General features: G+C 37.2%; 13 protein-coding genes and 1 other annotated feature. Of the genes, 2 read left to right on the top strand and 11 right to left on the bottom strand.

The annotated features are described in order from the left end of the window. Positions 1 to 301 precede the first annotated feature (301 nt). Positions 302 to 539 (top strand) — a binding site (T-box leader). Positions 540 to 614: 75 nt separating this feature from the next. Beyond that, complete coding sequence (gene trpS, locus CWS20_RS14925; protein WP_066196265.1) at positions 615 to 1,607, top strand: tryptophan--tRNA ligase; 993 nt, start codon at positions 615 to 617, stop codon at positions 1,605 to 1,607. A 72-nt stretch (positions 1,608 to 1,679) separates the two neighbouring features. On the opposite strand, the gene CWS20_RS14920 is transcribed toward trpS, so the two are convergent. The 9 genes from CWS20_RS14920 to CWS20_RS14880 form a co-directional block, all read right to left on the bottom strand. Beyond that, positions 1,680 to 2,426: a YjbA family protein gene (locus CWS20_RS14920; protein ID WP_066196262.1), complete on the bottom strand. Its 747-nt coding sequence runs from the start codon at positions 2,424 to 2,426 to the stop codon at positions 1,680 to 1,682. Positions 2,427 to 2,721: 295 nt separating this feature from the next. After that, entirely contained in the window at positions 2,722 to 3,636 is a 915-nt protein-coding gene (opp4C, locus tag CWS20_RS14915; protein WP_101226340.1) for an oligopeptide ABC transporter permease, read from the bottom strand. Positions 3,637 to 3,648: 12 nt separating this feature from the next. Next, a complete protein-coding gene (locus tag CWS20_RS14910) occupies positions 3,649 to 4,599 on the bottom strand; it encodes an ABC transporter permease (protein ID WP_066196257.1) in 951 nt (316 codons plus the stop codon). 159 nt (positions 4,600 to 4,758) lie between these two features. Next, on the bottom strand, positions 4,759 to 6,423 hold the full coding sequence (locus CWS20_RS14905) for a peptide-binding protein (RefSeq protein WP_066196254.1): 1,665 nt from the start codon (positions 6,421 to 6,423) through the stop codon (positions 4,759 to 4,761). 143 nt (positions 6,424 to 6,566) lie between these two features. Continuing rightward, positions 6,567 to 7,589 carry an ABC transporter ATP-binding protein gene (locus CWS20_RS14900; protein ID WP_066196248.1) on the bottom strand — a complete coding sequence of 341 codons (1,023 nt, stop codon included), beginning with the start codon at positions 7,587 to 7,589 and terminating at the stop codon, positions 6,567 to 6,569. Beyond that, positions 7,586 to 8,569: an ABC transporter ATP-binding protein gene (locus tag CWS20_RS14895; RefSeq protein WP_066196245.1), complete on the bottom strand. Its 984-nt coding sequence runs from the start codon at positions 8,567 to 8,569 to the stop codon at positions 7,586 to 7,588. Before CWS20_RS14895 ends, CWS20_RS14900 begins: the two co-directional genes overlap by 4 nt. Before the next feature lie 290 nt (positions 8,570 to 8,859). Then, positions 8,860 to 9,636 (bottom strand): DUF2268 domain-containing putative Zn-dependent protease, encoded by a 777-nt coding sequence (locus tag CWS20_RS14890; protein WP_066196243.1) that lies wholly within the window; start codon positions 9,634 to 9,636, stop codon positions 8,860 to 8,862. Positions 9,637 to 9,798: 162 nt separating this feature from the next. Then, positions 9,799 to 11,040, bottom strand: coding sequence for a beta-ketoacyl-ACP synthase II (gene fabF, locus CWS20_RS14885; protein WP_066196239.1), 1,242 nt, complete (start codon positions 11,038 to 11,040; stop codon positions 9,799 to 9,801). 33 nt (positions 11,041 to 11,073) lie between these two features. Beyond that, on the bottom strand, positions 11,074 to 12,006 hold the full coding sequence (locus CWS20_RS14880; RefSeq protein ID WP_066196237.1) for a beta-ketoacyl-ACP synthase III: 933 nt from the start codon (positions 12,004 to 12,006) through the stop codon (positions 11,074 to 11,076). Positions 12,007 to 12,254: 248 nt separating this feature from the next. On the opposite strand from CWS20_RS14880, the gene CWS20_RS14875 reads away from it, so the two are divergent. Then, positions 12,255 to 12,533 (top strand): hypothetical protein, encoded by a 279-nt coding sequence (locus tag CWS20_RS14875; RefSeq protein ID WP_066196235.1) that lies wholly within the window; start codon positions 12,255 to 12,257, stop codon positions 12,531 to 12,533. A gap of 26 nt (positions 12,534 to 12,559) precedes the next feature. Here CWS20_RS14875 and CWS20_RS14870 read toward each other — a convergent pair whose 3' ends face one another. Continuing rightward, entirely contained in the window at positions 12,560 to 12,751 is a 192-nt protein-coding gene (locus CWS20_RS14870; RefSeq protein WP_066196233.1) for a ComZ family protein, read from the bottom strand. Between the two features lie 31 nt (positions 12,752 to 12,782). After that, a complete protein-coding gene (locus CWS20_RS14865) occupies positions 12,783 to 13,742 on the bottom strand; it encodes a BMP family ABC transporter substrate-binding protein (protein ID WP_066196230.1) in 960 nt (319 codons plus the stop codon). Positions 13,743 to 13,828 lie beyond the last annotated feature (86 nt).

Genomic DNA, 13,828 nt, shown 5'->3' with positions numbered 1-13,828 from the left:
CATGTTTCAACTTTTACACCCTTTGTAAAGTAAAGAATGTAATCAAATTGTAAAGAGGTCGTTTGGTGGTTTTATTATAGTTTCTTTAAATCTTTATTGCAAGTCCGTTTTAAATAATGCAAATTATCTATATTTTTAAAATTAAATAATGAAATATGCAGAATCATTGGTATGTAAGGGTTTTCATAAAGGGTTTTGTCGAAAATATTTTGGTATATAACAGCGTGTTTTTTATCACCTGTTATAGCATTCACTTGATTTACAAAATTAAATATAATATTATTATTAAAAAGAGAATACAATTATTGCTGTGATAAAAGAATAGTACATTAATGGAGGTTTTCAGAGAACTTGTGGCTGGTGAGAACAAGTATCCTCGTTTATGGAATGGACTTTTAGAGCTTTCAAAAATAAGCGACTCGCCTTATTTTTACGCATAGCTGCGTTATCAGTTAATTTTGATATTTTATTCTATCAAGATACAGAGTGACTCATTTATGAGTAATTTAGGGTGGCAACGCGGACCATTCGTCCCTATAGGTATAGGGACGAATGGTCTTTTTTGCATTCTCTTTGAAATTTATTGTTTACACAGCATTTAGGAGGAAAAAGAAATGAAGAAAACAATTTTTTCCGGCATTCAGCCTAGCGGCACGATTACAATCGGTAATTATATCGGAGCTTTAAAGCAATTTGTAGAATTACAAAATGAATACAATTGTTATTTTTGTATAGTTGATCAACATGCAATCACTGTACCACAGGATCGCCTGATGCTCCGCAACAATATCCGGAGTCTTGCTGCTCTATATGTTGCCGTCGGAATTGACCCAAATAAAGCGACATTATTTGTCCAATCAGAAGTGCCTGCACACGCTCAGGCAGCATGGATGCTGCAATGTGTTTCCTACATTGGTGAACTTGAAAGAATGACGCAATTTAAAGACAAGTCTGAAGGTAAAGATGCAGTTTCGGCAGGTCTTCTCACTTACCCGCCGCTAATGGCAGGAGATATCTTACTATACAATACTGATTTAGTTCCAGTAGGAGAAGACCAAAAGCAGCATTTAGAATTAACGCGAGATTTGGCTGACAGATTTAATAAGAAATATAATGATATCTTTACAATTCCTGAAGTGCGCATTCCAAAAGTTGGCGCTAGAATCATGTCTTTACAGGATCCAACGAAAAAGATGAGCAAGTCAGACCCTAATCAAAAAGCCTTCATCTCTATTCTTGATGAACCTAAGCAGATTGAAAAGAAAATAAAGAGTGCTGTCACTGATTCTGATGGGATTGTTAAATTTGATAAAGAAAACAAACCCGGTGTATCAAACTTACTGACAATATACTCTATCTTTTCAGGGGAGGAAATTCCACAAATTGAAAAGAAATATGAAGGAAAAGGTTATGGCGACTTTAAAGGTGACTTGGCCACTGTCATTATTAATGAACTAAAACCTATTCAAGACAAGTACAATGAACTAATGGAATCCACGGAGCTCGACGATATTCTCGATCATGGTGCTGAAAAAGCAAACCTAGTAGCCGGAAAAATGGCTAAGAAAATGGAAAATGCGATGGGATTAGGACGGAAAAGAAAATAACAAAAAAGCTGAGATGCAATTCTCAGCTTTTTTGTTTTCTTTTTAACAGTCTTTAGCAAATTATGTAAGGATTTAATTGACCTTTGAACCATGTTCCATTTCCCATAATTTCTCGAAAAACGGCTGTCCCTTAATCAAATTTTCGCAAAACCTTTCATGCTTGCTTGTCCAACCTTCTTTACTTTCTTCGAACAAATTCTCCCATGCCTCTTCAAAGTTCATTTGTTGAATATCAGCATATTGCTCTGGACTCCACTCAGTAAACCAATAGCGTATTTCCGCCTGATTTTTCGATGAATGAAGCTGATCTAAAGCCATAAACATCAATTGCTTTAGTTGTCTTTCTTTTCGCGTTAACCCTTTCATCAAATCTGGAGATGGTGAAAGGATATGAAATCCTTTCAATGACGATTGATCATTAAAAGAATATTGCAGCCCATCTTGGTTCGTTATCATTTCATACGCCAATTGTTCCTGCCTTGGTATTAATCTGCTTTTTCTAATGGGAATATTATAGCCAATTGTATCAATCGCTAAAATCCCGGATCCGTCTGTCACCACAAAACAATAATCCATTTGCACTCTCTCATGATTTTTTCTTAAATATGCCTTTTGAAAAACATCATCAAGCAATTGCTGTGGCAATTCAGAAAGATCATTCTCAATAAAATTATAAAGGACCGGTTCAATTTTCAATAATGGCACCTGATCTAACAATTCTACTGCATCATCCTTCCGCCACTCATGAAAATCACAAACATTATAACCATTCTCTTCTCCCTCAAACCAATTGACCCAAACATCATGAAGATATAACATTTTTTTACCCCCGCTTCACAATAACTGTTTGTCAATCAGTATAGGCAATTAAAAGTAAATTTATTCCTTAACAATGACAGGAATCTCGATTGCCTGCTTTCATTTATATTTGTTTCAATTATTTAGCTCCCTAAATAGATAAGTTAGGAAATTTTTATAAAATTCCACTCCTATGTAAATATATTTCGATAATGGAATTATTCTGTTAAATTATTCACTTTTTATTCATTTCCAATTTTTTAAAAATAGTATTTGAATGTAAATAAAAAAGCGCTCGTTATGAGCGCTTTTTTATTTACTCTATTGATTTCGGATCTAATGCATCTCTTAAACCATCGCCAACAAAGTTGAAGCTTAAAACGGTGAGTAGAATAAGCAAACCTGGAAATATCGGATACCATGGTGCAGTTAACATTACTGTATAGTTTTGTGCACCCTGCAACATATTACCCCAGCTCGCTAGTGGCGGCTGGACGCCGAGACCTAAATAACTTAAGCCAGCTTCTGCTAAAATGACTGAACCAACTAATAGTGTTGCTGCTACAATAATTGGCGCCATCGCATTTGGCAATATATGGCTAAAAATAATTTTATATGACTTGGTTCCTATTGTTTTAGAGGCAAGTACAAATTCCCTTGATCTTAAAGAAAGAAACTCCCCTCTAACCAAACGGGCTGTACTTGTCCAGCTTGTAAGTGCAAAGACTATGATTAAGTTTCCTACACTCGGTTTAAAAATTGTAACAATTGTAATTAGAAGAAAAATACTTGGTATAGAGATTACAATATCTACTATACGCATAAGAATGGCATCAATAATTCCTCCATAATAGCCAGCAAGTGCCCCGATGGAAACTCCAATGATTAATGCACCAATTACTGAGCCAAAAGCCACCATTAAAGAAATCTGTCCACCGTACATTAGCCTTGTAAATATATCTCGTCCATAACGATCGGTACCGAGCCAGTAATCAGCACTTGGCGGATGGAGTTTTGCCATAAGGTTTACTTGCTCAAAAGAATATGGGGTTATTACAGGTGCTAATATTGAAGCTAAAATGATAATAAATAAAAATACAGCACCTATTACAGCTAGTTTGTTTTTCATAAACTTTCTTAAAAATATTTTTGTAAGTGTTTCCGGCTTTTCTGTTAAATTGGGGTTAAGTTCCAATTCACTTTGAGAGATTTCTGGATTTGTTTGTGACACTGTAATCCCTCCTTAATACTCAATACGCGGATCAAAGATCGCGTACAAAATGTCTGCTACAAGATTTCCAATGACAACTAACACTGCAGATACGACGGTTAATGCCATAATAACCGGATAATCACGCTGGAATGCTGAATCAATAAATAGTTGACCAATTCCCGGCCAGGCAAAAACTTTCTCTGTGATTGCTGCACCGCCAATAAAGGATGGAAGCATTAATCCAAAAATAGTGATGATAGGGATAAGACCGTTACGCAAACCATGTTTCAATACGACTCGTTTTTCTTTAAAGCCCTTTGATTTTGCTGTACGGATATAATCCTGATGTAAAACTTCCAGCATTGATGATCTTGTATAACGGGTTAATGCTGCCATGTCCGCTGTTGCTAATACAAATGCAGGTAGAATTAAATGATGAATCCTGTCCCATAAATTGAAATCTGCATTTAAAGTGGCTACACCACCCGTTGGGAACCATCCCATCTTAACAGATAAAAACATAATTAAAATTAACCCGAACCAGAAATTAGGCGTTGCTACTCCTAAAAAGGAAGTAACAGTAATTGTATTGTCTAGCTTCGAGTAAGGCCGCATGGCAGAGTAAATCCCGAATGGTATTGCAATAATGGCTGCTAAAATAAATGAAGCTCCCATTAATAATATAGTATTTGGAAGCCTATTCATGATTAACTCACTAACTGGCGTTCCGCGTTTGATGAGTGAATCACCAAAATCACCTTTTATCATATTTCCTAACCATTTTACATATTGCACATGTACCGGATCATTTAATCCGTATTTCTCTTCAAACTTTTCACGGTCCGAGGGCTTCATCGAAGGGTCCATCATCATTGTTGTAGGTCCACCAGGAGCAGCTTGAATGATTGCAAAAGATAAAATGGTAATGCCAAATAATAGAGGGATAGCCATTAACGTTCGCCGTATAATGTATGAGATCATTGCCTTATCTCCCTTTCGGTCAGTTCATTTTATTCTAAATACAGGCTCTGAACAAAACCTGTAGAATTTTCAGTATCCATAAAATTATACTTAGGTGAAAATATTAATAATTTAAAAAAGAAAGGGAAGGGTGAGTTCCCTTTCTCATTCATTTTTATATTACTCTGGCTTAAGCCACCATTTTTCGATATTGTATAGTTGATTTTTAGCATGGAATTCGAAACCTTCTAGATTAGCTGGTAACGCACGATACTCTTCCGGATAATATAGGAAATTATACGCTTGATCTTCTGCTAATCCGACTTGAACTTTACCAATCATTTCTTTTCTCTTGTCTTTATCAAGCTCTTGTAAAGATTCGTCCATTAACTTATCTAACTCTGGATTTGAATATCCAGTAAAGTTTAGACCTTGTTCAATTTCTTTTGTATGGAAAATCCCGCTTGGATCTGGATCAATTGCCAAACTCCATCCTAAGACAATACCTTCAAAATCCCATACCCCTGGGTCAATATCTGCAATCAGTGAGCTGAACTCAACAATTTGAGGCTTGACCTCAATGCCTACTTCTTTCAATTGCTGTTGAAGAATAACAACAATATCTTCACGAACTTTGTTCCCTTGGTTCGTTTTTAATTCAAATGAGAATTTTTCGCCATCTTTTTCAAGGATACCGTCAGAACCTGGTGTCCACCCTGCTTCTGCGAGCATTTCTTTCGCTTTTTCTACATCATACTCAAATTTTGGTACTTCAGGATTGTATGCCCAGCTAAGTGGAGATTCCGGAACATGGGCAACTTCCCCAAGACCTGCCATAATATTTTCAACAATTGATTCACGATCAATAGCATGTGTAATCGCTTGTCGAACTTTAACATCTTTAAACATATCCATCCGTTGGTTAAATCCTAAGAATGTGTAGGATAGTGCAAGCCCTGATTCTAATCTTAAACCTACGGAATCAGCAAATCCTTCAACCGTAGCGACATCTTGTTGGGCAATTCCTGCATAATAATCAATATCTCCAGCTTGCAATTGTGCAATAATTGCATTTGCATCCGGAATAAGCTTATATGTTACTGAATCAAAATAAGGACGACCTTCCCAATAATCTTCATTTGCAACTACTTTTATATACTCTCCATCTTTCCATTCTTCAAATTTAAATGGTCCTGACCCAATTGGATTTTTACTATTAAACTCATGTTCTCCTAAATCTGCAATAGGGACATCTTTTAAAATATGCTCTGGTAAAATACCATAGCTACCAAAAGTGACACTTTCAAATTGTGCATCGACTTTGCTCATATTGAATTTAATTGTATAATCGTCAATTTTTTCAACTGATTCTAATGCTTCAAAATTCGACTTACGAGGTCCATCATAATCATCACTTAATGGAATATTATAAGTGAATACAACATCATCAGCATCTAATGGTTCACCGTCATGGAATTTTACATTTTCAACAATTTTTACAGTATAAGTCAGTCCATCCTCAGCCATTTCAACTGATTCCGCTATTCCATTCTCTGGTACTGGGTTGAACTCTAAATCAGACCCTACTAATGTGTCAAAAATCATTCCTTCAATATCAGAACTTGACGCATCACTTGAATATAATGGATTAAACATAGTTGGAGCACCAGTTGAACCAATAATAAAGTCACCGCCTTGCACCGGTTCACCAGCAGCTTCTTCAGTATCTTTTCCATCTTCGCCTTCTTTTTCCGGTTCAGTGGACGTGCCACCACCGCCGGAACATGCAGCTAAAAACATCGCTAAAATTAGCATTAAGCTAAGCAGCCAAGCTTGCTTTTTCATTTAATTTTCCCCCTCGTGTTTATTGAATTCATTTCATTTAACATATAAAGTGGAATAAGTTATTTGTGCATCGCCCCCCTTCAAATGATAAAAATTTTGTTTGTATTTATAATTTTCCAAAAATAAGGGACATATCCATCATCTTAATATAGATGACATGCAACAAAGTGATCTTTTTTCACTTCTTTATATTCAGGCACCCTCTCTGAGCACATCGCTGTAGCTGCAGGGCAGCGGGTATGGAATACACAGCCTTGCGGAGGATTAGACGGGCTTGGTAAATCTCCTTTAAGAATAATGCGCTCTCTTCTTTCTACACCTTTTCTCCTTGGCACAGGAACCGCTGATAACAATGCTTGTGTATATGGATGAAGAGGCTCATCATACAAGTCCTTTTTATTAGCAAACTCCATCATCCTGCCTAAATACATGACCCCTACTTTATCACTTATATGACGAACAACACTTAAATCATGCGAAATAAATACATAAGTTAAACCAAGCTCATCTTGCAGGTCTTCCATCAAGTTAATAATTTGAGCTTGAATAGAAACATCTAGTGCCGATACTGGTTCATCTGCAATGATTAGGTCTGGATTTACAGCTAATGCTCTTGCAATGCCGATTCTTTGTCTTTGACCGCCAGAAAACTCATGTGGATAACGATTGATAAACATAGGGTTAAAGCCTACTTTTTCGAGCAGCTGTTGAATTTTATCTTCTCGTTCCCTGCCTTTATACAAATTATGTGTAATCAATGGTTCGGCCAGAATATGCTTTAATGTCTTTCGCGGATTTAATGATGCAAAAGGATCCTGAAATATCATTTGTATATCTTTTCTTACCGTTCTTCTGAGCTCTGACTCTCTCATTTTTGAAATATTTTTCCCCTTAAACAGAATATCTCCGCCTGTCGGTTCATACAGTCTGATTAACGTTCGGCCTGCTGTTGATTTACCGCAGCCAGATTCGCCGACTATTCCAATCGTTTCCCCTTTTTTGACTCTAAAGCTAACCCCATCGACAGCTTTTACAGATCCTACTGTCCGCTGAAGAATTCCAGCCTTTATCGGAAAGTGTTTTTTTAGTTCTGTCACCTCAAGCAAGTAGTCGGAGCTGCTATATAGGTGATTTGACCCTTTCTTCTCGAGTGTTGTTGCATTCATAAAGTTGCCTCCTTGTCACTATGTAAGAAACAGCGTGCTTTTCTGCCGCCTGCCATTTGAATCAAGCTTGGTGCTTCCTCTCTGCATCGGTCAAAAGCATGAGGACAGCGTGGGGCGAAGCGGCATCCTGTCGGGAAATGTTCCGGAGGCGGTACGGTGCCTTCTATTGATTGAAGCCTGTCAGTTTCGTCTTCAAGCGATGGAATGGACCCCATTAACCCAATAGTATAAGGATGCAGCGGTTCATCGAATAAATCATCGACCAATGCTTCTTCAACGACTTGTCCGCAGTACATGACTACCACTTTGTCTGCTACTTCAGACACTACTCCTAAATCATGTGTAATAATCAATATTGAAGTATCATATTGCTTGCTTAAATCCTTCATTAAATCTAATATTTGCGCCTGAATCGTCACATCAAGTGCTGTCGTTGGTTCATCTGCAATTAATAGCTTCGGATTGCAACTCATCGCAATGGCGATCATCACCCTTTGCCTCATTCCGCCTGACAACCTATGCGGATACTCATTAATCAGCGCTTTCGCTCTTGAGAAACCAACCATCTCAAGCATTTCAACAGCCTTATTCACCGCTTGAGCCCTCGTCATTTTCTGATGATACATGAGCACTTCAATAATCTGTTCACCAATTGTTAATACAGGGTTTAAGGATGTCATCGGCTCCTGGAAGATCATCGAAATATCATTTCCGCGAATTTTACACATATCATCTTCATTGAGATTTACGAGATCTTTTCCATTAAAAATGATTGAGCCATCAACAATTTTGCCCGGTGGGCTTGGAATAAGCTTCATAATAGAAAGAGAGGTAATGCTTTTTCCAGAACCAGATTCTCCTACTAGAGCGACTGTCTCCCCTTTATTGATGGTTAAGTCAACACCATCTACAGCAGGAATGCTTACTTTATCTCTTTTAAAATGAGTCTTTAAATTCTTCAATTCTAATAATGCCGTCATGTTATCCTCCGTCCATAAGAAAGAAATAGATAAGTAGAATCAATATATCAATATATTTTTCTAAATTATAGAAATACATAAGACAACTGGTAAAATCTTTGGTAATTATCTGTATATTATTACAAAATGATTACGAATACAAGAAATTTTTTAAAAAATCTATTTTTTGTTACTATTTAAAATAGTATATTATCAATAGGAAACATGATATATGTTGTAAGCCGAGCCATCTTTTATGTAAAAAATAAGGCAAAAAGATTGTTATATTTGCCTTATTTTCTCAATACTTTTTAGTTTTTTTCGAAGCTAGGAAGAAATTTTTTTGCATCGATTGTAAAACTATTTTTTATGCTTAATTTTTCTTTCTCTCTAAATATTGATATAATTTCATATCCAGCTGAATAACCAAGCATCCTAGGATATCTCCCATCGCCAAATAATATCTGGTCATGCGCCCTTCTATTCTTTTTTAAGTCCAGATTCTCTTTTAAATATTTATTCCAATAGGTTTCTAATTCCGCTCTAGAATATTGTGTACACCAATTTGAACGATATTGTTTCCCGCAGCAGGTTTCTACAGCAAATTCCGCCAGTCCCTCTAATACAATACTGTCTAAAAGCGTATATAGATTAATATTTTTCTTCTGCTTATTTATTCTGCATACGTGATGATATTCATGGACAAATAATGCTTCAAGCTCTTTGTCGTCCTCTAGCACCGGCAAAAAGAGAAACACTTTATCTGTAAAAGAGAGCCCTGATTTTTTACTGTCAGAGAAGAGCCCTCCAGGGGCAGCTGGAAAGATATAGATTGGAATATCAGGTCCTCGCCATTTCTGTTGATACATCTTCAATAATTTTTCAACCTTCCCCCATGCCCCATTCTCTTTAAGTTCCTCATATATATATTTACTTCGTCTATTAGGACGGTACATCCCGAACGATTGCAGAAAGCCGTATAACTTATAGGCATCATCCTCTCCGAAGGTTTCCAGCAAAGGATTAATTAACTTTTCGGGGTCGTCAAAATTCTCATCTAACCAAAGATCCGTTTGTATGACTGGCATTTTTCCTCCTCCTTGCTCGCAAAATTTCTACCTACATTTTATGGATCATTTAGATGTTTGGTTCTGAGAAAAATTCCCCTTATGTTCTGCAGTAAATAAATTTCAAACAAAAAAGCTTCAAGAAAGAATGTAAACCAACCTTCTTGAAGCTTTTAGTATTTATTATTGTTGATACTTTTTAAAAACGATGGTTGCGTTATGACCGCCAAATCCTAATGAATTACTCATGACTGCATTTATTTCTCTTTCCCTTGCTTCATTCACAACATAATCCAAGTCACATTCTGGATCTGGTGTTTCATAATTAATTGTAGGCGGTAAAATGCTATCCTGAATCGCAAGGATTGAGAAAATCGCTTCCACTCCGCCGGCAGCTCCTAGCAGATGCCCAGTCATCGATTTTGTAGAACTGATCGCTAATTTATATGCATGTTCACCGAAGACTTCCTTCACTGCCAATGTTTCAAATTTATCATTATAATCTGTACTTGTACCGTGAGCATTGATGTAGTCGATATCTTCAGGAGTTAAACCACCATCATCAAGCGCCATTTTCATTGCTCTTGCGCCGCCTTCTCCTGCTGGAGCGGGTGCTGTAATATGATAAGCATCTCCAGTAGATCCATAACCTACGATTTCCGCATAAATATGAGCACCCCTTGCCAAAGCATGTTCAAGTTCTTCAAGCACGACAAGTCCTGCCCCTTCACCAATAACAAACCCGTCACGATTTTTATCAAATGGCCTGCTCGCTGTCTCTGGGTCCGGATTCGTTGATAATGCAGTGTTCGCACAAAAACCTGCAACCGACATTCTCGTAATCGGTGCTTCTGCTCCCCCACTGATCATCACATCCGCGTCGCCGCGCTGAATGACTTTAAATGCATCTCCGATTGAGTTTGTACCGGTTGCACAAGCTGTTACTGTACATGAATTGACACCTTTCGCACCAAGTGTAATCGATACTTGTCCCGCAGCCATGTCAGGAATCATCATCGGAACAAAAAACGGACTTACCCTTCTATATCCACGGTTTAAAAATGTTTCAAATTGATTTTCAAATGTTTCCATGCCGCCGATTCCTGATCCTACCCATACACCTATTCTATGAGCATTATCGTCTGTGATTTCAAGCTTTGCATCTTTAACAGCCATTAGTGCTGATGCGACTGCGAAATGAGTGAATCTATCCATTTTCCGTGCATCTTTCTTTTCTAGATACTCTTCAATATTAAAATCTTTCACTTCTGCTGCAACTTTCGCCGGGTATTCATCTGCATTTAGTCTAGTTAATGGACCAACGCCAGATTTACCTGCCTTTATGTTATTCCACGATGTTTCTATATCATTACCAACCGGTGTAACAGCTCCAACACCTGTTACTACCACTCTCTTTTTTGTCATATTGAATGCACTCCTTTTTATCTGCTTAGTTCATTATTTCCCCCACCTAAGAGCGATCGCTCCCCATGTAAGCCCTCCACCAAAGCCTACCATAACGATGAGGTCATCATCTTTTATTTTTCCAGCTTCAAGCTCTTCTATCATCGCAATCGGGATGGAAGATGCTGACGTATTTCCATACTTATGAATCGTTTTCGACATTTTTTCAACAGGAAGCTCAAGTCTTTGTCTTGAAGCCTCCATAATGCGAATATTCGCTTGATGAGGAATGAGAAAATCTACATCTTCTTTAGTTAACCCCGCTTTATCTAATACATTAATACAGCTTTCACCCATTTGTCTAACAGCAAACTTATATACTTCTCTTCCATTCATAATAATGTATTTATCCTGGTATAGATGTTTAGCGCCGCTGCCGTCTGAACCAAGTTCAAATGAAAGGATGCCTCTTCCATCAGACACAGGACCCATCACCGCTGCCCCTGCACCATCACCGAATAAAACAGCTGTATTTCTATCTTCCCAATCTGTGACTTTAGATAGCTTTTCAACACCTACAACTAGAACATACTTATAAGTCTCTGTATCAATAAATTGTTTTGCTGTTACCATTCCATACATAAAACCTGCACAAGCAGCACTAATATCCATTGCAGCTGCCCTTTTTGCCCCGAGCTTCTCTTGAAGCAAACATGCCACACTAGGGAAAGGGTTATCAGGTGTAACTGTAGCCACCAGAATTAAATCTATTTGCTCTGCAGTAATATTGGCATTTTCCAAAGCCTTGCAAGCGGCTTGATAAGCTAAATGAGATGTGTCCATGTCATCACTGGCAATTCTTCTTTCTTGAATACCTGTTCTTGTTCTGATCCATTCATCAGATGTATCCATGATTTTTTCTAAATCTGCATTTGTTACAACCTTTTCTGGAAGACATCTGCCTATCCCAATAATTCCTGTATTCAATGTTTCCACTCCCCTTATTTTTTCTACTGTCTCCTAGTTTGATAAGAACGAATTTAACATTATACGTCCCGTGATTTCTATTGAGATAGTGTTCACCCATTTTTAATATCAATTATTATGACTTGGTACTAATTTTATCAAATTGCAGGACGAATCTGCAACATTTTTTACTTAAAAATATGTATACGTCCAAACCTGTGCATGAATTTTCCAATATATTAAAAATAGACAAAGGGAGGTCTACACAAATGCAGGAAGAAAATAGCCAATTTTTCAATAAATTTATGTTTGGGAAAGAAGAGCCGCGACATTCTGGTGATGATTGGATATTAGGGAGAAACCGGCAAGAGGAAAAAACAGCGCAATATGAGAAGAAGGAGAACAAAGTTGAACAAATAATTAATAATCTGGACTACGATGAGTTAATGACTCATGTATCAGATTTAATGGATTCTACAGAACAGCTTAAACCACTGCTTAAGCAAGCTGGACCTGTTATAAAAAATTTCTTTAATCAAAAAAGCTAACGAATTATTTTCGTTAGCTTTTTTAATTACTCTTGCTCCTTTAACGCATCTGCTTTTCCCATTTCATATGCTTCGTTCATTACTTTGGAAAAGAGATTCATAAACGGCTGGACCATTTCAAGTGATAATTCAATCCCTGATTTCTCTAGCTCTTCTTTCGCCTCTGGCATGTACTTCATTGCCAATTGCATAAATTCCATCGTCTTGTCATTTTGCATGCTGCACCGCTCCTTTTGTTTCTGCACTAAACTATTGATTGGGAAGTTCTCCTGTAGCTTTGTAGTTTTCAACTGTTTCATTCAATTGATTGATAAATTCTTGATCCATTTCAGAACTATAGGTGCCAAGTGAAATCACCTCATCTTGAAAATCAAAAGAAAGATTGCCTGAATCTAATTCACCATTATTAAATTTTTCAGCTACTAGTTCATATAATACGTCAACATGCTGAATGGTACTCGTTAAAACAGCTGACTTTCCCAAATCTGACTGATCTGATACATAGCCAATGGCGTATAGTCCTTCTTCTTTTACTTTTTCTATCACAGGTACATTATAGCCATCACCCGCAGGATAGACAACATCTGCTTTCATCTCAATTAATGAATCCATCAGTTCACTAGCTCTTATCGTATCATCCCAATGGCCAACATATTGTATTTTAACATCGGCATCTTTGTTTTGGAAGGTAACGCCCTCATAAAATCCTTTAACTTCAGGCTGCCACTCAAAAGCTGCAATGATTCCAACTATATTTGTTTCAGTCATTTCTCCAGCTACCATTCCTCCAAAAAAACCCATGGCGTATCCTTCAAAGTTTAAACTCGTAGTATTAGCATTTTTTGCATCGCCATTAAAACTGACAAAATGTATATCAGGATATTTTGACGATAGCTCATTAAAATATTCAGCATATTCATTCCCATTACCGAAAATTAGGTTTACTCCTTTTTGCGAGAATTCCTTTACAGCTCTTTCTACAACAAGAGGTGTATTCATCCCCTCTTTATAATACACATCAATATTATAAGTAGATTGTATTTTTAACATTCCTTTATAGCCCTTAGTCCCCCATACTTGGTCATTCACCGTATCCGGTACAAGCAAACCTGCTTTTTTTAGTTCGCCTGTTGAACCAGCTTGTCCACAGGAGGCTAATAAAAGAAGGCATAAAAACAAGCACCCAAATTTTCCTATGCTCCTTTGCATGTCCTTTATCTTCGCCCCTTTTTTGCAGCAGATTATTTGCTTATCTGCTAACCTATCATCATTCTACCCCGATATCATTGGTATTG

This window comes from Cytobacillus horneckiae (assembly GCF_002835735.1).
In the GTDB taxonomy this organism is placed as follows: Bacteria; Bacillota; Bacilli; order Bacillales; family Cytobacillaceae; genus Cytobacillus; species Cytobacillus horneckiae.
This window is presented reverse-complemented; position numbering and strand designations above follow the sequence as displayed.